Raw genomic sequence first — 22,698 nt, forward strand, 5'->3', positions numbered from 1 at the left:
GGTTACAACTTCACACCAGAAACACACACACGCTCTCGCTTAGACTGAGAGACATCCCCGTAGAGAGCCGGTCGCAATCCAGCGACCGGAGCTTCTACATGACCGTCCTGAGGAGGACCCAGTGGCTAAGGCCAAGTTCGAGCGGACCAAGCCGCACGTGAACATCGGAACGATCGGTCACGTTGACCACGGCAAGACGACGCTCACCGCGGCGATCTCGAAGGTGCTCGCCGACAAGTACCCGTCGGCCACCAACGTGCAGCGTGACTTCGCGTCGATCGACTCGGCTCCCGAGGAGCGCCAGCGCGGTATCACGATCAACATCTCGCACGTCGAGTACGAGACCCCGAAGCGTCACTACGCACACGTGGACGCCCCGGGTCACGCTGACTACATCAAGAACATGATCACCGGTGCTGCCCAGATGGACGGCGCGATCCTCGTGGTCGCCGCCACCGACGGCCCGATGGCTCAGACCCGTGAGCACGTTCTGCTCGCCAAGCAGGTCGGTGTTCCCTACCTGCTCGTCGCGCTGAACAAGGCCGACATGGTCGACGACGAGGAGATCCTGGAGCTCGTCGAGCTTGAGGTCCGTGAGCTGCTCTCCAGCCAGGACTTCGACGGCGACAACGCTCCCGTGATCCGCGTCTCGGGCCTGAAGGCTCTCGAGGGTGACGAGCAGTGGGTCAACTCGATCGTCGAGCTCATGGAGGCTGTCGACGAGTCCATCCCCGACCCGGTGCGTGACAAGGACAAGCCGTTCCTCATGCCCATCGAGGACGTCTTCACGATCACCGGTCGTGGCACTGTCGTCACCGGCCGCGCCGAGCGTGGCACGCTCGCGATCAACTCCGAGGTCGAGATCGTCGGCATCCGCCCGACGCAGAAGACCACGGTCACCGGTATCGAGATGTTCCACAAGCAGCTCGACGAGGCGTGGGCCGGCGAAAACTGTGGTCTGCTTCTTCGTGGCACCAAGCGCGAGGACGTGGAGCGCGGGCAGGTCGTCGTCAAGCCCGGCTCGGTTACCCCTCACACCAACTTCGAGGGCACCGCGTACATCCTGTCCAAGGATGAGGGTGGGCGTCACAACCCGTTCTTCACGAACTACCGCCCGCAGTTCTACTTCCGTACCACCGACGTGACCGGCGTCATCACGCTGCCCGAGGGCACCGAGATGGTCATGCCCGGTGACACCACCGACATGACGGTCGAGCTGATCCAGCCGATCGCCATGGAAGAGGGCCTCGGCTTCGCGATCCGTGAGGGTGGCCGCACCGTCGGCGCCGGCACGGTCACGAAGATCCTGAAGTAATCTTCGACACCTGTCGACAAGGGGTCGTCCGCTTCTGCGGGCGGCCCCCTTTCGCGTGCCGTGAACCCCCTGTTTTGGGGATGGCATCCGGTGTCGGCATTGTGTTTCGAATCGGTGAACATTGCGTCCCACTTCGGGACCCGGATTGTGGTATTCACGAAACTGTGGGTAGCCTGGGAGAACTCGGGGAGGCCGAGGGCTGTTTCAGGAAGCAATTGCCTCCGCGCACAACGCCCCACGCACCATGTCGGCACACCACAACAACAGACTTATTCCATACTTCGGGGAGACACCATGAAGAGCCTTCGTACCAAGATCGCGGCGGCAGCCATCGCTATCGTCGCCCTCATTGCTGCTCCTACGGCAGCAATGGCCTACACGCCCGTTGGGCCGTCCGGCGCGACCACCAGCATTCCCGCTGGGGAACGGCGACCTTCTTGTTCGACTTCAGCGGCACGGGCACCGTCGAGTACACGCTGACCGGTGAGGGTGTCGGCCCGGCCAACCTCGCCATGGTCAAGGCCGCACCGACCTCGACCGCCGTGTCGAAGGCAGCGGGTGAAACCGTCAAGGTCACTCTGCCCACGAACGCTCAGGGCTCGTACGAGCTCAAGGGTGTGCTCGGCAGCGAGAGCATTTCCTTGACGATCAACGCGACGATCGCGAGCACCGGCTTCGACGCGGGCTCGATGCTCGGCGTCTGGATCGGTGGCGGCGTGCTGCTGCTCGGCGGCGTGCTCGTCACGGTCTTCGCGGCTCGCCGCGAGCGCCAGGACGCCTAAGCGCCACCGCAACATCTCAGCGAAGGCCCCCGCTTCGGCGGGGGCCTTCGTCGTGCGCGGGATGAGCGGGAACAACTCCTATTCCGAGTTTGCGACACGCCCGGGATGCACGTAGACTGTTCAGGTTCCACATTCTGATGCGCACTGACGTGCGCTCGGATCACTGCCAGGGCAGTGCATAGAACGCGCGCAAGCGCAGAGTCTAGGCCGCGGGCAGCAGAACACGTTTCCCACACATCATCCCTGCTTGCCAGGGTGACACGCGTGCGTGTCGTGCGGGACCGGATGCGCGAGTGTCCGGGTTGACATCAGAACAGCGGTGCAGCATCCGCAACACGCGGAGTGAAGTGCCACGGCGCGCAAGCGCCACGGTGCGTCCAATGCCCGTGCCCCGAACCGATCGGGGTCCAGAGGTAAGACGCGAGAAAAGAGAGTGAGCAGACAATGGCGGGACAGAAGATCCGCATTCGCCTGAAGTCGTACGACCACGCGGGGCTTGACAGCTCGGCGCGCAAGATCGTCGACACCGTGACCCGAGCGGGCGCGACGGTCGTTGGACCCGTGCCGCTTCCGACCGAGAAGAACGTCGTGTGCGTCATCCGGTCGCCCCACAAGTACAAGGACAGCCGCGAGCACTTCGAGATGCGCACCCACAAGCGTCTGATCGACATCATCGACCCGACGCCCAAGGCCGTCGACTCGCTGATGCGCCTTGACCTGCCGGCCGACGTCAACATCGAGATCAAGCTCTGAGGACCTCGACCATGGCACACATCAACGAAAAAGTTTCCAAGGGACTCCTGGGCACCAAGCTCGGCATGACCCAGGTCTGGGATGAGAACGGCAAGCTCGTTCCCGTCACCGTGATCGAGGTTGCGCCCAACGTGGTCACCCAGGTTCGTACCCCCGAGAAGGACGGCTACAACGCCGTTCAGATCGCCTACGGCCAGATCGACCCCCGCAAGGTGAACAAGCCCCTCTCGGCCCACTTCGAGGCCGCGGGCGTCACCCCGCGCCGCCACCTCACCGAGGTGCGCACGGCGGATGCTGCTGACTACTCACTCGGTCAGGAGCTCACCGTCGACGGCGTGTTCGAAGCGGGCCAGCTCGTCGACGTTGTCGGCACGAGCAAGGGCAAGGGCACCGCGGGTGTCATGAAGCGCCACAACTTCAAGGGCGTTTCCGCTTCGCACGGTGCTCACCGCAACCACCGCAAGCCCGGTTCGATCGGCGCGTCCTCGACGCCCAGCCGTGTCTTCAAGGGCATGCGCATGGCCGGCCGCATGGGTGGCGAGCGCGTCACCGTTCTCAACCTCACGGTGCACGCCGTCGACGCCGAGAAGGGTCTGCTGCTCGTCAAGGGCGCCGTCCCCGGTGCTCGTGGCCGCATCGTCTACGTCCGCAACGCAGTGAAGGGTGCCTGATCATGGCTGACTCGACTCTCGCGCTCGACGTCCACAAGGCTGACGGCAAGAAGGCTGGCTCCGTGGAGCTGCCCGCCGCGCTGTTCGACGTCAAGACGAACATCCCTCTCATCCACCAGGTCGTCGTCGCGCAGCGCGCGGCGGCTCGCCAGGGCACCCACTCGACCAAGCGTCGCGGTGAGGTCTCCGGTGCTGGCCGCAAGCCCTTCAAGCAGAAGGGCACGGGTAACGCCCGTCAGGGTTCGATCCGCGCGCCGCACATGACCGGCGGTGGCATCGTCCACGGCCCGAAGCCGCGTGACTACGGCCAGCGCACCCCCAAGAAGATGATCGCTGCCGCACTCCTCGGTGCGCTGAGCGACCGCGCTCGTGGCGACCGTCTTCACATCGTCGACTCGTTCGGCATCGAGGGCACGCCGTCCACGAAGGCCGCTGTCGCGGTCCTCGCGAACCTCGCCCCGGCCAAGAACGTGCTCGTGGTCATCACGCGCGACGACGAGACCAGCATCCTGAGCGTGCGCAACCTCGCGTATGTCCACGTGCTGTACGTCGACCAGCTCAACGCCTACGACGTGCTCGTCTCGGACGACATCGTCTTCACCAAGGCCGCCTACGACGCCTTCGTCGCGTCGAAGTCCGGCGCCACCCAGGAGGTCTCGGCATGACCGCTGTGAACAAGGACCCGCGCGACATCATCCTGAAGCCGGTCGTTTCGGAGAAGAGCTACTCGCTCATCGACGAGGGCAAGTACACGTTCCTCGTGGACCCCCGCGCGACCAAGACCGAGATCAAGCTCGCGATCGAGAAGATCTTCGGCGTCAAGGTGGCCTCGGTCAACACGATCAACCGCGTCGGCAAGGCCCGTCGCACCCGTTTCGGCATGGGCAAGCGCAAGGACACCAAGCGCGCCATCGTCACGCTGAAGTCGGGCTCCATCGACATCTTCACGGCCGTCGGCTGACAGTCGGAATAGAGGACTAGAGACATGGCAATTCGCAAGTACAAGCCCACGACCCCTGGTCGCCGCGGCTCGTCGGTGGCGGACTTCGCTGAGATCACCCGATCGACGCCCGAGAAGTCGCTCCTTCGTCCCATCGCCAAGACCGGTGGTCGCAACAACCAGGGCCGGATCACGACCCGCCACATCGGTGGTGGACACAAGCGCCAGTACCGCGTCATCGACTTCCGTCGTAACGACAAGGACGGCATCGACGCCAAGGTCGCACACATCGAGTACGACCCCAACCGCACCGCGCGCATCGCGCTGCTGCACTACGTCGACGGCGAGAAGCGCTACATCCTCGCTCCGAACAAGCTGCAGCAGGGCGACATCGTGGAGTCGGGCGCTTCGGCCGACATCAAGCCGGGCAACAACCTGCCCCTGCGCAACATCCCGACCGGTACCGTCGTGCACGCCATCGAGCTGCGCCCCGGTGGCGGCGCGAAGATGGCTCGCTCGGCCGGTGCCGCTGTGCGCCTCGTCGCCAAGGACGGCCCCTACGCGCAGCTGCGTCTGCCCTCGGGTGAGATCCGCAACGTCGACGCCCGCTGCCGCGCCACGATCGGCGAGGTCGGCAACGCCGAGCAGTCGAACATCAACTGGGGCAAGGCCGGCCGCAAGCGCTGGAAGGGCGTGCGCCCGACCGTCCGCGGTGTCGCGATGAACCCGGTCGACCACCCGCACGGTGGTGGTGAGGGTAAGACCTCCGGTGGTCGTCACCCCGTCTCGCCGTGGGGTCAGGCGGAGGGCCGTACGCGCCACGCCAACAAGGAAAGCGACAAGCTCATCGTTCGCCGCCGCACGGCCGGCAAGAAGCGCAAGTAGGTAGGAACAGAAGATGCCACGCAGTCTCAAGAAGGGCCCCTTCGTCGACGAGCACCTGCTTCGCAAGGTCGTCTCACAGAACGAAGCCGGATCCAAGAACGTCATCAAGACCTGGTCGCGTCGGTCCATGATCATCCCCGCGATGCTCGGCCACACGATCGCTGTCCACGACGGTCGCAAGCACATCCCCGTGTTCGTGACCGAGACCATGGTCGGCCACAAGCTGGGCGAGTTCGCGCCCACCCGCACCTTCCGCGGCCACGAGAAGGACGACAAGAAGGGCCGCCGCCGCTGACGCGGGGGCGCTGAGAGGAGAGAGAAATGGTGGAGTCCATCGCACGTGTGCGACACATCCGCGTGACCCCTCAGAAGGCTCGTCGTGTCGTTGCCCTCATCAAGGGCAAGCAGGCCGAGGAGGCCCTCGCGATCCTGAAGTTCGCGCCGCAGGGCGCGAGCGAGCCGATCTACAAGCTGGTCGCCTCGGCGATCGCCAACGCTCGCGTGAAGGCTGACAACGAGGGCACGTACTTCGATGAGGGCGCGCTGTTCGTCAAGAACGCGTTCGTCGACGAGGGCACGACGCTCAAGCGGTTCCAGCCGCGCGCGCAGGGTCGTGCGTTCCAGATCAAGAAGCGCAGCAGCCACATCACGGTCGTCCTCGCGACGCCCGAGGTCGCTGAGACCGCGCCCGCTTCCCAGACCAAGAAGGCGAGCAAGTAATGGGACAGAAAGTCAACCCGTACGGCTTCCGCCTGGGCATCACCACCGACCACGTGTCGCGGTGGTTCTCGGACTCGACGAAGCCGGGTCAGCGCTACGCCGACTACGTCGCAGAAGACATCAAGATCCGTCGACTGCTCAAGACGCAGCTCGACCGCGCCGGTGTGAGCAACATCGAGATCGAGCGCACGCGTGACCGCGTTCGCGTCGACATCCACACCGCGCGTCCCGGCATCGTGATCGGCCGCCGCGGCGCCGAGGCTGAGCGCATCCGCGCCGACCTCGAGAAGCTCACCGGCAAGCAGATCCAGCTGAACATCCTCGAGGTCAAGAACCCCGAGGCAGACGCTCAGCTGGTCGCGCAGGGCATCGCCGAGCAGCTGTCTGCTCGTGTGGCGTTCCGTCGCGCGATGCGTAAGGGTCTGCAGGGTGCTCAGCGTGCCGGCGCCAAGGGTGTCCGCATCCAGGTGTCGGGCCGCCTCGGCGGCGCCGAGATGAGCCGGTCGGAGTTCTACCGCGAAGGCCGTGTGCCCCTGCACACGCTGCGCGCGAACATCGACTACGGCTTCTATGAGGCCAAGACCACCTTCGGTCGCATCGGCGTGAAGGTCTGGATCTACAAGGGCGACCTTACCAACAAGGAACTGGCCCGCGAGCAGGCGAACCAGAAGCCCGCGCGCGAGCGTGGCGACCGTCGTGGCCCCCGCCGTGACAACCGCGCCGCCGAGGCCCCGGTCGCAGAAGGAGCGTCGGCATAATGCTCATCCCCCGCAAGGTCAAGTACCGCAAGCAGCACCACCCGGGTCGCGATGGCCAGGCCACCGGTGGCACCAAGGTGTCGTTCGGTGAGTTCGGCATCCAGGCCCTGACGCCCGCTTACGTGACCAACCGTCAGATCGAGTCCGCTCGTATCGCGATGACCCGTCACATCAAGCGTGGTGGAAAGGTGTGGATCAACATCTACCCCGACCGTCCGCTGACCAAGAAGCCCGCCGAAACCCGCATGGGTTCCGGTAAGGGTTCACCGGAGTGGTGGGTCGCAAACGTCAAGCCGGGTCGCGTCCTCTTCGAGGTCGCCGGCGTCAACGAGCAGCTCGCTCGTGAGGCCCTGACCCGTGCCATCCACAAGCTGCCGCTGAAGGCACGCATCATCAAGCGCGAGGAGGGCGACGCGTAATGGCGATCGGCACCAAGACGCTCGCCCCGAGCGAGCTCGACACGTTCGAAGACCAGCGCCTGGTCGAGGAGCTGCGCAAGGCCAAGGAAGAGCTGTTCAACCTGCGCTTCCAGTCGGCCACCGGCCAGCTCGACAGCCACGGCCGCATCCGTGCGGTCAAGCGCGACATCGCGCGGCTGTACACCGTCATCCGCGAGCGCGAGCTGGGCATCCGTGCCACGCCCGCTCCCGTGGAGAAGGCGACCAAGGCCCGCAAGACGAAGGCTGCGAAGTCGGAAGACGACGCCGCCAAGGAGGAGGCTGAGTGATGGCCACCACAGACAAGACCACTGAGAAGGCACCCGCTGCCAAGAAGGCTCCGGCCAAGAAGGCTCCGGCCAAGGCTGCTGCGCCCGAAGAGACCGTCGCCGCTGTGGCGACCGAGGCCGGTCACGAGCGGGCCGAGCACGACGTGCGCGACCCGAACGCCCGTGGCTACCGCAAGACCCGTCGCGGCTACGTCGTCTCGGACAAGATGGACAAGACGATCGTCGTCGAGGTCGAGGACCGCGTGAAGCACCCCCTCTACGGCAAGGTCATTCGCCGCACGTCCAAGGTGAAGGCGCACGATGAGGCGAACACCGCCGGTATCGGGGACCTCGTCGTCATCAACGAGACCCGTCCGCTGAGCGCCACCAAGCGCTGGCGTCTGGTCGAGATCCTCGAGAAGGCGAAGTGATCTCATGATTCAGAACGAATCCCGCCTCAAGGTGGCGGACAACACGGGTGCCAAGGAGCTGCTGACCATTCGCGTGCTGGGCGGCTCCAACCGCCGCTACGCGGGTCTCGGCGACACCATCGTCGCGACCGTCAAGGACGCGATCCCCGGCGGCAACGTCAAGAAGGGCGATGTCGTCAAGGCGGTCATCGTGCGCACCGTCAAGCAGACCCGTCGTCCCGACGGTTCCTACATCAAGTTCGACGAGAACGCCGCCGTCATCCTGAAGAACGACGGGGAGCCCCGCGGCACCCGTATCTTCGGGCCGGTCGGCCGTGAGCTTCGTGACAAGAAGTTCATGAAGATCGTCTCGCTGGCCCCGGAGGTCATCTGATCATGGCGAACATCAAGAAGGGTGACCTGGTTCAGGTCATCTCGGGCCCGACGCCCGAACGTGGTGGCGACCGCGGCAAGCAGGGCACGGTCCTCGAGGTACTCACCGAACAGGACCGCGTCATTGTCGAGGGCGTGAACTACGTCACCAAGCACGTCCGCGTGGGCCAGACCCAGCGCGGCACCAAGACGGGCGGTCTCGAGACCATCGAGGCGCCGATCCACATCTCCAACGTCCAGCTCGTGGACCCCGAGACCAAGAAGCCCACGCGGGTCGGTCACCGGGTCGAGGAGCAGGTCAAGGACGGCGTGAAGCGCACGGTTCGTGTGCGGTACGCGAAGAAGTCAGGCAAGGACCTCTGAACATGAGCACTGCAACTGCTGCGCCCGCTGGCAAAACCCAGCCGCGCCTCAAGCAGAAGTACAACGGCGAGATCAAGAAGGCCCTGCAGGAAGAGTTCGGCTACCCGAACGTCATGCAGATCCCCGGACTGGTCAAGGTCGTCGTGAACACCGGTGTCGGCGAGGCAGCTCGCGACAGCAAGGTGATCGATGGCGCGGTTGACGACCTCACCAAGATCACCGGTCAGAAGCCGGTCGTCACGAAGGCTCGTAAGTCCATCGCGCAGTTCAAGCTGCGTGAGGGTCAGGCCATCGGCGCGCACGTCACCCTCCGTGGCGACCGCGCGTGGGAGTTCGTGGACCGCCTCGTCAACCTCGCGCTGCCCCGCATCCGCGACTTCCGCGGCCTCTCGGACAAGCAGTTCGACGGCAACGGCAACTACACCTTCGGCTTGCAGGAGCAGTCGGTGTTCCACGAGATCAACCAGGACAAGATCGACCGCGTCCGCGGGTTCGACATCACAATCGTGACGTCGGCGAAGACGGATGCCGAAGGTCGCGCCCTCCTGCGTCACCTCGGTTTCCCCTTCCGGGCAGCCGAGCAGCAGGCCTGATCCACCCTTGAAGCCCCGGGACCTCCGGGACTTCGCCACCACAGGTCGGCGTCCGCGTAACGGGCGTCGAAACCTGGTGAAAGAAAGAAGAACCCCATGACCATGACAGACCCGGTCGCAGACATGCTGACCCGGCTGCGCAATGCGAACTCGGCGCACCACGACTCCGTGTCGCTGCCGAGCTCCAAGCTCAAGACGCACATCGCCGAGATCCTCAAGCAGGAGGGCTACATCTCGGACTGGTCGGTCGAGGATGCCCGTGTGGGCCAGACCCTGACCATGACCCTCAAGTACGGCCCGAACCGGGAGCGTTCGATCGCGGGCATCAAGCGCGTGTCGAAGCCTGGTCTGCGCGTGTACGCGAAGTCCAGCGAGATCCCCACGGTTCTCGGCGGCCTCGGCGTTGCGATCCTGTCCACCTCCTCCGGTCTTCTCACCGACCGTCAGGCCGAGCAGAAGGGCGTGGGTGGGGAAGTCCTCGCCTACGTGTGGTGATCTGACATGTCGCGTATTGGACGTCTTCCCATCGACATCCCCGCCGGTGTGACCATCACCGTCGACGGCCAGGATGTCGCCGTCAAGGGCCCGAAGGGTGAGCTGTCGCTCACCGTCGCGCGCCCCATCGAGGTCAAGGTCGAAGAGGGTCAGGTGCTCGTCACCCGTCCCGACGACGAGCGCGAGTCGCGTTCGCTGCACGGCCTGACCCGCACCCTGATCAACAACAACATCATCGGCGTGACCCAGGGCTACACCAAGGGCCTCGAGGTCGTCGGCACCGGTTACCGCGTTGCACAGAAGGGTGGCTCGATCGAGTTCGCCCTCGGCTTCTCGCACCCCGTCGTCGTTGAGCCGCCCAGCGGCATCAGCTTCACGGTCGAGGGCAACAACAAGGTCACCGTGAGCGGCATCGACAAGCAGGCCGTCGGTGAGGTTGCTGCGAACATTCGAAAGATCCGCAAGCCGGAGCCGTACAAGGGCAAGGGCATCCGCTACGCCGGCGAGGTCGTGCGTCGCAAGGCCGGAAAGGCTGGTAAGTAACCATGAGCGTCAAGACGAAGTCCGACGCCCGCGCGCGTCGCCACACCCGTCTTCGCAAGAAGGTCGTCGGCACCACCGAGCGTCCCCGTCTGGTCGTCACCCGCTCTGCCCGTCACGTATTCGTGCAGGTCGTGGACGACAGCAAGGGCCACACGCTGGCTTCGGCATCCACCCTCGAAACCGACCTGCGGGCGTTCGACGGTGACAAGACCGCCAAGGCCCGCAAGGTCGGCGAGCTCGTCGCCGAGCGCGCGAAGGCAGCCGGCGTCGCCGACGTCGTGTTCGACCGTGGCGGCAACCGCTACGCGGGACGTGTCGCGGCAATCGCCGACGGCGCCCGCGAAGGAGGTCTGAACCTGTGAGCGAGAACAACAACCCCGTGGAGAACGACGTGACCGCTGCCGAGGGCACCGAGCAGACGGCCGAGGCCACTGCTGCCGAGGCCACTGCGACCGAGGCCACTGCGGCCGAGAGCACCGCCACGACCACCGAGCGCGAGCGCGAGCCGCGTCGCGGTAGCCGTGAGCGCAACCCCAACCGTGAGCGCAACTCGCGCGACCGTGGCGACAACCAGTTCCTCGAGCGCGTGGTCACCATCAACCGCGTGTCGAAGGTCGTGAAGGGTGGACGTCGCTTCAGCTTCACCGCCCTCGTCGTCGTCGGCGACGGTAATGGTGTGGTCGGCGTCGGCTACGGCAAGGCCCGCGAAGTTCCCCTGGCGATCTCCAAGGGTGTCGAAGAGGCCAAGCGTAACTTCTTCCGCGTGCCGCGTTCGGGTTCCACCATCCCGCACCCCGTGCAGGGTGAGGCAGCCGCCGGTGTGGTGCTTCTGCGCCCCGCCGCAGCCGGTACCGGTGTTATCGCCGGTGGTCCCGTTCGTGCCGTGCTCGAGTGCGCCGGCATCCACGACGTTCTGTCGAAGTCGCTCGGCTCGTCGAACACGATCAACATCGTGCACGCGACCGTCGAGGCCCTCCAGCAGCTCGAGGAGCCGCGCTCGGTCGCTGCCCGTCGTGGTCTCGACTTCGACCAGGTCGCACCCGCCCGTCTCGTGCGCGCCGACGCCGAGGCAACGGCTGCACAGAAGGTAGGTGCCTGATGGCTGCTCGACTGAAGGTCACGCAGGTCAAGTCCAAGGTGAGCGAGAAGCAGAATCAGCGTGACACGCTGCGCTCGCTCGGTCTCAAGCGGATCGGCGACTCTGTCGTCCGTCCCGACGACGCGCAGACGCGCGGTTACGTCAAGACCGTCGCTCACCTCGTGAAGGTTGAGGAGATCGACTAATGGCAGACAACGAAAAGGTCGAGGCCGACGCGGCCGAGGCCCCCAAGAAGGCGCCCGCGCGTAAGGCTCCGGCCAAGGCCGCTGCTGACGCGCCCGCCGAGAAGAAGGCGCCCGCGCGCAAGGCTCCGGCGAAGGCTGCTGCGGCATCCGACGCTCCGGCCGAGAAGGCGGCGCCCGCGAAGAAGGCTCCCGCGAAGTCGACGGCAGCGAAGAAGGATGTCGCACCTGCGACCCGTCCTGGTGTGCTCAAGGTTCACCACCTTCGTCCGGTTCCCGGTTCCAACACGGCGAAGACCCGTGTCGGTCGCGGTGAGGGTTCGAAGGGTAAGACCGCGGGCCGTGGTACCAAGGGCACGAAGGCCCGCTACCAGGTCAAGGTCGGTTTCGAGGGTGGGCAGATGCCGCTGCACATGCGCACCCCGAAGCTCCGTGGCTTCAAGAACCCGTTCCGGGTGGAGTACCAGGTCGTGAACCTCTCGACCCTGGCTGAGCTCTACCCGAAGGGCGGTGAGGTCACCGTGGGTGACCTCGTAGCCAAGGGCGCCGTTCGCAAGAACGAGAAGGTCAAGGTCCTCGGAGACGGCGACATCTCGGTGAAGCTCACCGTGACAGTCGACAAGGTCTCGGGTTCGGCCGAGCAGAAGATCGTCGCTGCTGGCGGGTCCGTCCAGGCCGCAGCCTCGGCAGAGTAGTACCCAGAAAGAGGGGCCGGAGATATCTCCGGCCCCTCTTTCGGTTAGCCTGGACGTTGGCGCGCCTGAGCGTGTCGGCATCCCCCTTGGAGGAATCCTCTTGTTCAGCGCCATCGCGCGGGTGTTCCGCACTCCCGACCTTCGTCGCAAAATCGGGTTCACCCTGGCCATCATCGCCCTGTATCGCCTGGGCGCACACGTACCCACACCGTTCGTGGATTTCCCGAACGTGCAGCAGTGTCTTCGTGACTCCAGCGGCACCGAGGGCGTGCTCGCTCTCGTCAACCTCTTCTCCGGTGGCGCGCTGCTGCAGCTGTCGATCTTCGCGCTCGGCGTCATGCCATACATCACCGCGACGATCATCGTGCAGCTGCTCCGCGTGGTCATCCCGCACTTCGAAGCCCTGTACAAGGAGGGCCAGGCGGGTCAGGCGCGGCTCACCCAGTACACGCGCTACCTCACCATCGCGCTCGCGCTCCTGCAGTCCACGACGCTTGTCACGGTTGCGCGCAGCGGCCAGCTGTTCGGCACCTCCGGTGTGCCCGAGTGCCAGCAGCTGCTCACCAACGATGCCTGGTGGGCGCAGTTGCTCATGATCATCACGATGACCGCCGGTACGGGTCTGATCATGTGGTTCGCCGAGCTCGTCACCGAGCGCGGCATCGGCAACGGGATGTCGATCCTCATCTTCACCTCGATCGCCGCCGCTTTCCCGGCCTCGCTGTGGGCGATCTGGCAGTCGCGCGGCTTTGAGACCTTCTTGCTCGTCATCGCCGTCGGAATCGTCGTCGTAGGCCTCGTGGTGTTCGTCGAACAGTCGCAGCGCCGCATCCCGGTGCAGTACGCGAAGCGGATGGTCGGTCGTCGTACCTACGGCGGGACCAACACCTACATCCCCATCAAGGTCAACATGGCCGGCGTCGTGCCCGTCATCTTCGCCTCGTCGCTGCTGTACATCCCGGCCCTCATCGCCCAGTTCAACCAGCCGCAGGCGGGCGAAGCGCCGGCGCCGTGGGTCGTGTGGATCAGCAACAACCTCACCAACGGCGACAGCCCGATCTACATGGTCGTGTACTTCCTGCTCATCGTCGGCTTCACCTACTTCTACGTGGCGATCACCTTCAACCCCGTTGAGGTCGCCGACAACATGAAGAAGTACGGCGGGTTCATTCCCGGCATCCGTGCTGGACGTCCGACCGCTGAGTACCTCGACTACGTCCTCACCCGCATCACGCTCCCGGGCTCGATGTACCTCGGTTTGATCGCGCTGCTTCCGCTGTTCGCTTTGGCGCTGGTCGGCGCGAACCAGAACTTCCCGTTCGGCGGCGCATCCATCCTGATCATCGTCGGTGTGGGTCTTGAGACCGTGAAGCAGATCGACGCTCAGCTGCAGCAGCGACACTACGAAGGGCTCCTCCGATGACGCGCTCCGCCGATCTTCCCTCCGCTCGCCTCCTGATCGTGGGTCCGCAAGGCTCGGGCAAGGGAACGCAGGGTGTTCGTGTGGGGGAGGCGCTCTCGATTCCCGTCATCTCGACCGGCGATGTCTTTCGCGCGAACGTGAGTGCTGGGACCCCGCTCGGCCAGCAGGTCAAGGCCATCATCGAAGCCGGCGACCTCGTACCGGATTCGCTCACGAGCGAGATCGTGCGAGACCGCCTCACGCAGGATGACGCGAGCAACGGATTCCTGCTCGATGGCTACCCCCGCAACCTCGGTCAGGTCGGCGACCTCGACGCTTTCCTCGAGAGCCGCAGCGAGGCACTGGATGCCGTCATCGAACTCTCCGTCCCGCGCGAGGAGTCGATCGCGCGTCTGACGCAGCGTGCCCTCGAGCAGGGACGCACCGATGACACCGAAGAGGTCATCGCGAACCGTCTCGCCATCTACGAGCGCGAGACGGCTCCGATTCTCGATGTGTACCGCGAGCGCGGGATCGTCGACGCGATCGACGGTGTCGGCTCGCTCGATGAGATCGCAGACCGCATCACTGCCGCCCTTGCGGCGCGCGGCATCACCGGCTGACCGGGCGTCGTGCTGCGTCGATCGATCTACAAGACCCCCGCTCAGCTGCGGGCCATGGTCGAGCCTGGGTTGATCACCGCCGCCGCGTTGGACGCTGTGCGTGAGCGTGCCGTAGCGGGAGTGACGACCCTGGAGCTGGATGCCGTGGCATCCACGGTGATCACCGGGCGGGGCGCCCGCTCGAACTTTCAGCTCGTGCGCGGGTATCGGCACACGGTGTGCGCCTCGGTGAACCAGCAGGTCGTTCACGGCATCCCCGGTGACTACGTGCTGCAGCCCGGCGACATCCTCTCGGTGGATGCCGGAGCCGAGTACCACGGGTGGAACGGCGACTCTGCGTTCTCGGTCGTCTTGCCCGATTCCCAGCGCCCCGACCTGGTCGCCGCTCGGCAGCGTCTCTCGGACGTGACCCGCGGTTCGCTGTGGGCAGGGGTGGCAGCGCTGGCGACGGCGTCGCACGTCGGGGACGTCGGCGCAGCGATCGAAGGCTACGTCGAAGATCACGCGCCGGAGGGCGGATACGGCATCCTGCGCGACTACATCGGTCACGGTATCGGGCGGAAGATGCACGAGGCGCCGCCGGTGTTCAACTACCGCACGAGCGACCCGGGGGCAGAAGTCCGGCCAGGGCTCGTTCTCGCTATCGAACCCATGGTCGTTGCCGGTGACCAGGCGACCTTCGTCGAGGACGACGACTGGACCGTCTCCACCGTCGATGGCACAGACGGCTCACATTGGGAACATAGCGTTGCCGTGCACGATGGTGGTATCTGGGTGCTCACGGCACCCGATGGTGGCGCCGCGGAGCTCGCTCCGTTCGGTGTCACCCCGCAACCGATCGCGGGGGCCTGAGAGGCCCGAGCCGGCGCGAGCTGGTAGAACACAGCATCCGGAGGAAGAGGACATGGCAACTACCGCGAACAGGAGCAACTCGTTCGCGATCTGGGTCAGCGTCGCGGTCGTAGCGGCGCTCGTCCTCGTCGGCGCCCTTGTCGTGTGGATGAACAACAGCAACTCCGCGTCAGGACCCGTGCCTGCTGCCGCGAACGTCAACACCGAGACGGGTGCGATCGCGGTTGGTGCCGGACCGAACACGGTCGATACCTACGTCGATTTCATGTGCCCCTACTGCAACCAGTTCGAGCAGGCCGAAGGCGAGACCATCAAGCGGCTCATCGACGACGGATCGATCACGCTCAATGTGCATCCCGTCTCGATTCTGGACCGGATCTCGAAGGGTACGGAGTTCTCGACGCGGTCTGCCAGTGCGGCGTATTGCGTGGCCGAGTCGGATCCGGACGTGGTCCTGGACTTCGTGAGTGCCATGTACGCCCACCAGCCGGCGGAAGACTCGCCCGGATTGCGCGACGATGAGATCGTCGCGATCGCCGAGAGCGCGGGTGCAACGAACTCCTCCTCCTGCATCACCAACGGCACCTACATGGATTTCGCGACGCAGATGACGAAGAATCTGCCGGCCGACCCCGCGACAGGTAGGGCGGGCACACCCGCGCTTGTCGTCAACGGTGAGTACGTCCCGCTCAAGCCCCCCTATAACCCGCAGGCCGACATCGTTTCGCGCCTGAACTAAGGCTCGCGCGCTCGGCACAAGACCTAGCATCCGGAGAAAGAGGACATGGCAACTACTACCAAGAAGAACAACTACTTCGTGATCTGGATCAGCGTGGCCGTGGTCGCGGCGCTGGTGCTGACCGGGGCACTCGTGGTGTGGATGAACAACTCCGCTGCGGCTCCGGGAGCTGCCCCGAGGGCCCGGGTATTGACTCCTCAACCGGAGCGATCATGGTCGGGGACGGTGCGAACGAGGTCGATGTCTGGTTCGACTTCTACTGCCCGCACTGCCAGGACTTCGAAGACGTGTACGGCCCGACGCTCGAGGAACTCGTCTCGTCGGGAGACATCACCCTCAACATGCATCCGGTCGCGCTGTCGGGTCTGAATGCGGCATCCGGCACTGACTTCTCCGAGCGGTCGGCCAGCGCGCTCTACTGTGTCGCGACGCAGGACGCTGATGCTGCCTTCGCGTTCACCCAGACACTGCTGACTGCCGATGTCACCGGCGCAGGGTGGACGGATGACGAACTCATCTCCCTGGCCGCCGACTCCGGGGTCACGGGAATCGACGACTGCATCACCAAGCGCACGTATGTCGACTACGTCGATGCCCAGACGCGCGAGATCCCGGCCAGCCCGTCGGGCGGCCAGGGCACGCCGACGCTCGTGATCAACGGCGAGTACATCTCCCTGACCGGCGACGTGAACGCCGACATCGTGAATCGCCTCAACTAAGGCATCCTCGCCCGCGACGACGCCCCCGGTGACTTCGGTCCCGGGGGCGTCGTCGCGCCGTCGGCGTACTCGGGCTGGCGCTCGCGGGACGCGCCGATTCCCCGGGGCGATGCCAAGCGACCACGTCCGGTTCGTGATTCGTTCACCCGGACGTTGCCTTCGGTCGTGAAGCTGGCGGGGCGCCACAGCTTCGGGCATCATCTCGCCCCGGGAGCTGATCCGGCGCGAATCCGCCGCACCTATCTGCAGGAGCATCCCCCATGCGCCGACGTCTCGCCGCCGCCCTGTCCGTGATCCTCGGTCTCTCGCTCGCTGTCGCCGTTCCCGGGGCTGCGAACGCGGATCCGATCGAGATCCCGTCGGTGGTGATCAATGAGGTCCAGCCGGACGACGCGGTCGCTGAAGACTGGATCGAACTGGCCAACACGGGTGACACGGATGTCGATATCAGCGGCTGGACCGTCAGGGACGATAATCCCGACTCCAGCTCGACCCTGCGCGAGGGCCTCATCGTTCCGGCGGGCGGCTACCTCGTGCTCTCGAACAAGGACCACTTCGACTTCGGCCTCGGCAAGAGTGGCGACGAGGTGCACCTCTCCCTCCCGGACGGAACGGTCGTCGACGAGTACACCTTCACAAGCCAGCCGGCGACAAGCTGGGGGCGCTGCCCGGACGGGACCGGCGAGTTCGGTCTGACAGCGGAGCAGACGCCCGGTGCTGCGAACGTGTGTGGCGTCGACCCGGCGGATGCCCTCGTGATCAACGAGATCGACTCGACGGATGCTGACCCGGCCGACTGGATCGAGATCATGAACACCGCGATCCTCGATGTCGACGCGAGCGGCTTGATCCTGCGCGATAGTGATGACACGCACACCTTTGTGATCCCGGCCGGCACGGTCATTCCGGCGGGCGGGTTCGAGGCTTTCGTCGTCGACGACAAGGCAACGCTCGGGGATGCTGCGTTCGGGCTCAGCGGAGATGACTCGGCCCGTCTGTTCGCCGCCGACGGCACGACACTCATCGATGAGTACGCGTGGAGCGGCGGTCACGCGGCGACGAGCTATGGCCGGTGCCCCGACGGGACGGGGGAGTTCGAGCTGACGGCATCCGTCACCAAGGGCGCGGCCAACGACTGCACACCTCCGGTGGGCGCCGCCGACATCGTCATCACTGAGGTCTCCAGCGACCCCAACCCCGACTGGGTCGAGCTCTACAACGCGGGCGATGCTGCTGTCGACATCTCCGGGTGGAAGGTGCGCGACAGCGACCTTGACATGGAAGCACTGAAGCCTGGCACCGTGGTGCCCGCCGGCAGCTACCTGCTGTTGACCAATGGGGTCGACTTCTCCTTCGGTCTCGGCAAGGGCGATCAGTTCCACCTGTACCTCGCGGACGGCGTGACGCTCATCGACGAGACGACATGGCCAGACGAGCACACCACGCCGTCGTGGGGGCGCTGCCCCGATGAATCCGGAGCCTTCGGGTACACCGCGGCGCCCACTCCCGGCGAGCCGAACGACTGCCCGACCGCATCACCCGCAGACCTCGTGCTCAACGAGGTCGAGTCCAGCGGCGAGGGGTCGGACTGGATCGAGCTCTACAACCCGACCACGGTCGACCTCGACGCGACCGGGCTCGTGGCGAAGGACTCCGGGGAGGGGAACACCGTGACCCTGCCGTCCGGCTCGATCGTGCCGGCCGGCGGATACCGTGCCGTGGATGTCACGGGTCTCGGCGGATCCGACTCGGCGCGCCTGTTCACCGCGGACGGGATGACGCTCATCGACGAGACGAGCTGGACGACCCACGCCGACGAGACCTGGGGACGCTGCCCCGACGCTGTCGGCGCCTTCGGTGAGACCGATGCGGCCACCCCGGGCGCCGCGAACCAGTGCCCGCCGCCTGCCGGCTGGGACGGTGTTGTGATCAACGAGGTCGAGTCCAGTGGCGGCGAGCCGGGCGATTGGATCGAGCTCTACAACACGGGTGACGCTGCCGTTGACCTGACGGCGTGGATCGTCAAGGACAACCAGGATGGACGTACCCTTGCGATCGAGCCGGGGACGACGATCGCGGCGGGCGGCTTCCACGTCGTCTACACCGATGTCGCCGGCGGCTTCGGACTCGGCAACGCCGATGAGGCGCGGCTGTTCCTTCCGGGCGGTGTGACGCTCGTCGACAGCTACGCGTACGCGGAACACGCTGACATCACCCATGGGCGCTGCCCCGACGGCACGGGCGAGTTCGTCGACACCTTCGGCTCAACGCCCGGTGGCGCGAACGACTGCTCTCCGATCCGCATCAACGAGGTCGACTCGAAGAACGCAGATCCGGTCGACTGGGTCGAGCTGGTCAACGTCGGCGATGCTCCCGTCGACGTCTCGGGCTACATCCTGCGCGATGACAAGGACCCGAACGGGGTAGCGATCGCCGCGGGGACCACGATGGCGTCCGGTGAGTACCTGACCGTCGACGTGGATGTGGACGGCGGTTTCGGCCTGGGCGGGGCCGACCAGGCCCGCCTGTTCGCCCCGACGGGACGACACTGCTGGGAAGCACGACCTGGACCGAGCACGCTGACACGTCGTGGGCGCGGTGCCCCGACCGCGTGGGCGCGTTCGAGGTCTCGCAGAGTGTGACCAAGGGCGAGGCGAACGACTGCGTCGGAATCGTCCCGGTCAGCCCCTGGCCCGGAAACGCGGGTGTTACGGCCGTCTCGGCGCCGAACGCCTTCGGAAAGGACATGAGCGGCCTCGCCTATGAGGCGACAGGTGTCGGGCGCGGCACGCTCTGGGCTGTCAACAACGGCTCGGGAGCCCTCTACCAGCTGCTGTGGAATGCCGAGGCCGGGCAGTGGCTCCCGGCATCCGACGACGACTGGAGCGCGGGCAAGACGCTGCGCTACCCCGGCGGTGGCGGCGCGGTGGATGCCGAGGGCGTGGGCCTGGTCGGGGGAAGCTCCGCGAACGGCGTCTACGTTTCGACCGAGCGCGACAACGCCGCGAGCTCTGTCAGCCGTCCGTCCGTGCTGCTGTTCGACGTGTCGGCTTCCGGCACCGAACTCACGGCGAGTGCCGAGTGGAACCTTGTCGACATCCTCCCGACGCTGTCGGCCAACGGCGGACTTGAGGGAATCGCCTGGATCCCTGATGCTGACCTGACGGCGCGCGGCTTCCTGGACGAGAACACGCGCGCGGCCTACGACCCGGCGCGCTATGCCGGGCACGGTGACGGCCTGTTCTTCGTCGGTGTCGAGGGCACGGCGCGCATTTATGCGGTCGCGCTGCAGGAGGGCGGGGCTGCAAGCCTCGTCGCCACGATCGACCCCAAGCTCGCTCTGGTCGCCGAGGTCGCCTATGACGCGGCATCCGGTCTGCTCTACGCGGTCTGCGACGAAGCCTGTGACGGCGAGATCCACGCGATGGCGATCGCGCAGAGCGGGCCGTTCGCGGGAACCTTCCAGAACGTCGCTTCGTACGCGAACCCCGCCGGGATGGATGACGGCATCGCGAACGAGGGCTTCGCGATCGGCACCTGCTCGAACGGTGTCGCCCCCACGTTCTACGCTGACGACAACGAAACCGGCGGCATCTCGTTGCGCGAGGGGCTGATCTACTGCGGCGCCTATCACGGCGGCGACGACACCCTCATCAACCTGCTGAACATCAACGACTTCCACGGCCGGATCGACGGCAACACGGTGACGTTCGCGGGCACGATCGAGCAGCTGCGCGCGGCATTCGGCGAGCAGAACACGCTCTTCCTCTCGGCCGGTGACAACATCGGTGCCTCGCTGTTCGCCTCGGCGTACGTCGGCGACAAGCCGACGATCGATGTGCTGGGCGCGTTGGACCTGGCAGCATCAGCTGTCGGCAACCATGAGTTCGACAAGGGCCTGACCGACCTCCTCGAGCGGGTGGTCCCGGCATCCGCGTTCCCGATTCTGGGCGCGAATGTGTACGAGAAGGGCACGCAGACGCCGGTGCTTCCGGAGTACGCAACCTTCGAGGTCGACGGGCTCACGGTCGCGGTGATCGGCGCGGTGACCGAGGAGACCCCGTCGCTGGTGTCTCCCGGTGGTATCGAGACGATCGACTTCGGTGACCCGGTGGATGTCGTGAACCGCGTCGCGGGCCAGCTCACCGACGGCGACGAGGGCAACGGCGAGGCCGACGTCATCATCGCCGAGTATCACGAGGGGTCGGTCGACGGCGTGAAGGAGGGCGCATCGATCGAGGAGGAGATCGCCGCGGGTGGTGCGTTCGCGAGGATCGTGACCGAGACGTCCGCGGCCGTGGACGCGATCTTCACCGGGCACACGCACAAGGAGTACGCGTGGGATGGCCCCATCCCCGGCGAGGACGGCACCCGTCCGGTGCTGCAGACCGGCTCGTACGGCGAGAACATCGGGCAGGTTCGCCTGTGGGTGGACCCGCTGACCGGCGACGTCACGGCATACGACGTGCGCAACGTCGCCCGCACCAGCACGGATGACGGGGTGCTTGCCGCCGCCTTCCCCCGCGTCGCCGAGGTGAAGACGATTGTGGATGCCGCGTTGGCAGATGCGGCTGAGGTCGGTTCTCAGGAGATCGGGTCGGTGAGTGCTGACATCACGACCGCGTTCGCTGGCGGGTCGTACGTGGATGGTGTGTACGTGCCCAAGCTCAAGGACGGTGCTCCGGATGGTCGGGACAACCGTGCGGCGCAGTCCACTCTGGGCAACCTCGTCGCCGATTCGCTCGTCGCGTCTCTGTCGGACCCGCTGCGTGGCGGGGCAGAGATCGGTCTGGTCAACCCGGGTGGGTTGCGAAACGAGCTCTACTACGGCGAGGACGGGCTGATCACGTACGCGGAGGCCAACGCGGTGTTGCCGTTCGTGAACAACCTGTGGACCACGACGGTGACGGGCGCGCAGTTCAAGGCGGTGCTGGAGCAGCAGTGGCAGCCGGAGGGCGCCTCACGTCCGTACCTGCAGTTGGGGGTGTCGGAGAACGTGTTCTACACGTACGACGCGTCCCGGGCGAAGGGGGATCGGATCACGGGGATCTGGATCGACGGGCAGCCGATCGTGATGGATGCCGAGTATCGGGTGGGGTCGTTCAACTTCCTGCTCCAGGGCGGCGATAACTTCACGGTGTTGGCCGAAGGAACTGACACCCGGGACTCGGGCCTGATCGACCGTGACGCGTGGATCGCGTATCTCGACAAGAACAAGCCGGTGACGCCTGACTTCGCCTCCCGCAGCGCCCAGATCACGGGTGTTCCCGCGTCGATCGCGCAGGGCCAGACTCTCTCGGTCACGGTGTCGGGCGTGAACCTGACATCGCTCGGGGCACCGCAGAACACGACAGCGTTGGTCTCGCTGACCGGCAGTGACGAGGTCTTCGACCCGATCGCCGTGGTCGACGGTATCGCGCAGATCGACGTGATCGTCCCTGCGGATGCTCCCGTCAACACCGAGCTCGTCGTCAACATCGAGCCCAGCGGCACGGTTGTGCGCTCGCCGCTCACCGTGACCGGCACGCTCGAGCCAACTGATCCCGGTGCGGGTGGCGGCTCGAACCCGCCGGCGGAGGGCGACCTGACCCCGCAGACGGAGGGCGCGATCACGCCGCAGGGCGGGACGACGGTCGAGCAGGGTCAGACTGTCACGATCACTGTCGGTACCCAGTACGCCGGGCAGACGGTGGAGGGCTGGTTGTTCTCGACACCGACCTACCTGGGGTCGGCTGTGGTGAGCGCTGCCGGGACGGCATCCTTCACGATCCCTGCGGACATGCCGGTCGGGACGCACCGCCTGGTCGTCACGGATTCGACCGGGGCGGTCATCGGGTGGGTGTACGTCCAGGTCGAGGCGCTGGCCGCAACCGGCGGAACTGCTGAGTCGCTGAACCTCCTGCCGTGGGCAGCCGGGGCGCTGCTGCTCGGCGGACTCGCGCTGGTCGTCATCCGTCGCCGAGGAACCCGCACCCAGCCCTGACCCCCGGCCCGCCCGCTGCCCAACGCGCAGGCATCCGTCTCGCTCGGATGCCGGCGCGTGGGGCGCTGCAGGCGCCG

Annotated in this window: 29 protein-coding genes; all 29 read left to right on the top strand. The window is 66.0% G+C overall.

The window, feature by feature from the left end; translation table 11 throughout:
• Positions 1-121 precede the first annotated feature (121 nt).
• The 29 genes from tuf (at position 122) to IT882_RS02055 (ending at position 22,621) form a co-directional block, all read left to right on the top strand.
• A complete protein-coding gene (gene tuf / locus IT882_RS01915; RefSeq protein ID WP_195692931.1) occupies positions 122-1,315 on the top strand; it encodes an elongation factor Tu in 1,194 nt (397 codons plus the stop codon).
• A 437-nt stretch (positions 1,316-1,752) separates the two neighbouring features.
• Positions 1,753-2,097 carry an LPXTG cell wall anchor domain-containing protein gene (locus IT882_RS01920; RefSeq protein WP_195692932.1) on the top strand — a complete coding sequence of 115 codons (345 nt, stop codon included), beginning with the start codon at positions 1,753-1,755 and terminating at the stop codon, positions 2,095-2,097.
• A gap of 444 nt (positions 2,098-2,541) precedes the next feature.
• Positions 2,542-2,850, top strand: a complete 309-nt coding sequence (gene rpsJ, locus IT882_RS01925; RefSeq protein WP_013584016.1) for a 30S ribosomal protein S10 — start codon at positions 2,542-2,544, stop codon at positions 2,848-2,850.
• A gap of 11 nt (positions 2,851-2,861) precedes the next feature.
• Positions 2,862-3,521, top strand: coding sequence for a 50S ribosomal protein L3 (rplC, locus tag IT882_RS01930; protein ID WP_195692933.1), 660 nt, complete (start codon positions 2,862-2,864; stop codon positions 3,519-3,521).
• A 2-nt stretch (positions 3,522-3,523) separates the two neighbouring features.
• Positions 3,524-4,186, top strand: a complete 663-nt coding sequence (gene rplD, locus IT882_RS01935) for a 50S ribosomal protein L4 (protein WP_195692934.1) — start codon at positions 3,524-3,526, stop codon at positions 4,184-4,186.
• A complete protein-coding gene (gene rplW / locus IT882_RS01940) occupies positions 4,183-4,482 on the top strand; it encodes a 50S ribosomal protein L23 (protein ID WP_195692935.1) in 300 nt (99 codons plus the stop codon). The genes rplD and rplW overlap by 4 nt, the downstream gene beginning before the upstream one ends.
• A 24-nt stretch (positions 4,483-4,506) precedes the next feature.
• Positions 4,507-5,346 carry a 50S ribosomal protein L2 gene (rplB, locus tag IT882_RS01945; protein WP_195692936.1) on the top strand — a complete coding sequence of 280 codons (840 nt, stop codon included), beginning with the start codon at positions 4,507-4,509 and terminating at the stop codon, positions 5,344-5,346.
• Positions 5,347-5,359: 13 nt separating this feature from the next.
• A complete protein-coding gene (gene rpsS, locus IT882_RS01950; protein WP_045246805.1) occupies positions 5,360-5,641 on the top strand; it encodes a 30S ribosomal protein S19 in 282 nt (93 codons plus the stop codon).
• 26 nt (positions 5,642-5,667) lie between these two features.
• Entirely contained in the window at positions 5,668-6,066 is a 399-nt protein-coding gene (rplV, locus tag IT882_RS01955) for a 50S ribosomal protein L22 (RefSeq protein WP_195692937.1), read from the top strand.
• Entirely contained in the window at positions 6,066-6,824 is a 759-nt protein-coding gene (gene rpsC / locus IT882_RS01960) for a 30S ribosomal protein S3 (RefSeq protein ID WP_195692938.1), read from the top strand. Before rplV ends, rpsC begins: the two co-directional genes overlap by 1 nt.
• Positions 6,824-7,243, top strand: coding sequence for a 50S ribosomal protein L16 (gene rplP, locus IT882_RS01965; protein WP_195692939.1), 420 nt, complete (start codon positions 6,824-6,826; stop codon positions 7,241-7,243). The genes rpsC and rplP overlap by 1 nt, the downstream gene beginning before the upstream one ends.
• Positions 7,243-7,551: a 50S ribosomal protein L29 gene (gene rpmC / locus IT882_RS01970; protein WP_195692940.1), complete on the top strand. Its 309-nt coding sequence runs from the start codon at positions 7,243-7,245 to the stop codon at positions 7,549-7,551. The genes rplP and rpmC overlap by 1 nt, the downstream gene beginning before the upstream one ends.
• Positions 7,552-7,655: 104 nt before the next feature.
• On the top strand, positions 7,656-7,961 hold the full coding sequence (rpsQ, locus tag IT882_RS16840) for a 30S ribosomal protein S17 (RefSeq protein ID WP_195694005.1): 306 nt from the start codon (positions 7,656-7,658) through the stop codon (positions 7,959-7,961).
• 4 nt (positions 7,962-7,965) lie between these two features.
• A complete protein-coding gene (rplN, locus tag IT882_RS01980; RefSeq protein WP_195692941.1) occupies positions 7,966-8,334 on the top strand; it encodes a 50S ribosomal protein L14 in 369 nt (122 codons plus the stop codon).
• Positions 8,335-8,336: 2 nt separating this feature from the next.
• Positions 8,337-8,696 (top strand): 50S ribosomal protein L24, encoded by a 360-nt coding sequence (gene rplX, locus IT882_RS01985; protein ID WP_195692942.1) that lies wholly within the window; start codon positions 8,337-8,339, stop codon positions 8,694-8,696.
• A gap of 2 nt (positions 8,697-8,698) precedes the next feature.
• Positions 8,699-9,289 (top strand): 50S ribosomal protein L5, encoded by a 591-nt coding sequence (rplE, locus tag IT882_RS01990; RefSeq protein WP_195692943.1) that lies wholly within the window; start codon positions 8,699-8,701, stop codon positions 9,287-9,289.
• Positions 9,290-9,385: 96 nt separating this feature from the next.
• Entirely contained in the window at positions 9,386-9,784 is a 399-nt protein-coding gene (gene rpsH, locus IT882_RS01995; protein ID WP_195692944.1) for a 30S ribosomal protein S8, read from the top strand.
• Between the two features lie 6 nt (positions 9,785-9,790).
• Positions 9,791-10,327: a 50S ribosomal protein L6 gene (rplF, locus tag IT882_RS02000; RefSeq protein WP_195692945.1), complete on the top strand. Its 537-nt coding sequence runs from the start codon at positions 9,791-9,793 to the stop codon at positions 10,325-10,327.
• 2 nt (positions 10,328-10,329) lie between these two features.
• Positions 10,330-10,689: a 50S ribosomal protein L18 gene (rplR, locus tag IT882_RS02005; protein WP_195692946.1), complete on the top strand. Its 360-nt coding sequence runs from the start codon at positions 10,330-10,332 to the stop codon at positions 10,687-10,689.
• Positions 10,686-11,426, top strand: a complete 741-nt coding sequence (rpsE, locus tag IT882_RS02010) for a 30S ribosomal protein S5 (RefSeq protein WP_195692947.1) — start codon at positions 10,686-10,688, stop codon at positions 11,424-11,426. Before rplR ends, rpsE begins: the two co-directional genes overlap by 4 nt.
• A complete protein-coding gene (rpmD, locus tag IT882_RS02015) occupies positions 11,426-11,611 on the top strand; it encodes a 50S ribosomal protein L30 (RefSeq protein WP_023954062.1) in 186 nt (61 codons plus the stop codon). The genes rpsE and rpmD overlap by 1 nt, the downstream gene beginning before the upstream one ends.
• Complete coding sequence (rplO, locus tag IT882_RS16205) at positions 11,611-12,303, top strand: 50S ribosomal protein L15 (RefSeq protein ID WP_229382246.1); 693 nt, start codon at positions 11,611-11,613, stop codon at positions 12,301-12,303. Before rpmD ends, rplO begins: the two co-directional genes overlap by 1 nt.
• Before the next feature lie 100 nt (positions 12,304-12,403).
• Positions 12,404-13,726, top strand: a complete 1,323-nt coding sequence (gene secY, locus IT882_RS02025; RefSeq protein ID WP_195692948.1) for a preprotein translocase subunit SecY — start codon at positions 12,404-12,406, stop codon at positions 13,724-13,726.
• Positions 13,723-14,328 (top strand): adenylate kinase, encoded by a 606-nt coding sequence (locus IT882_RS02030; RefSeq protein ID WP_195692949.1) that lies wholly within the window; start codon positions 13,723-13,725, stop codon positions 14,326-14,328. The genes secY and IT882_RS02030 overlap by 4 nt, the downstream gene beginning before the upstream one ends.
• A gap of 9 nt (positions 14,329-14,337) precedes the next feature.
• Positions 14,338-15,180: a type I methionyl aminopeptidase gene (gene map / locus IT882_RS02035; RefSeq protein ID WP_195692950.1), complete on the top strand. Its 843-nt coding sequence runs from the start codon at positions 14,338-14,340 to the stop codon at positions 15,178-15,180.
• A gap of 52 nt (positions 15,181-15,232) precedes the next feature.
• Positions 15,233-15,919, top strand: coding sequence for a DsbA family protein (locus IT882_RS02040; RefSeq protein ID WP_195692951.1), 687 nt, complete (start codon positions 15,233-15,235; stop codon positions 15,917-15,919).
• 212 nt (positions 15,920-16,131) lie between these two features.
• Positions 16,132-16,638, top strand: a complete 507-nt coding sequence (locus IT882_RS02045) for a DsbA family protein (protein WP_195692952.1) — start codon at positions 16,132-16,134, stop codon at positions 16,636-16,638.
• Positions 16,639-16,898: 260 nt separating this feature from the next.
• Positions 16,899-19,280 (top strand): lamin tail domain-containing protein, encoded by a 2,382-nt coding sequence (locus IT882_RS02050; protein WP_195692953.1) that lies wholly within the window; start codon positions 16,899-16,901, stop codon positions 19,278-19,280.
• A complete protein-coding gene (locus IT882_RS02055) occupies positions 19,250-22,621 on the top strand; it encodes a 5'-nucleotidase C-terminal domain-containing protein (RefSeq protein WP_229382247.1) in 3,372 nt (1,123 codons plus the stop codon). Before IT882_RS02050 ends, IT882_RS02055 begins: the two co-directional genes overlap by 31 nt.
• Positions 22,622-22,698 lie beyond the last annotated feature (77 nt).

Origin of the sequence: Microbacterium schleiferi (assembly GCF_015565955.1) — a bacterium.
Lineage (GTDB): Bacteria > Actinomycetota > Actinomycetes > Actinomycetales > Microbacteriaceae > Microbacterium > Microbacterium schleiferi_A.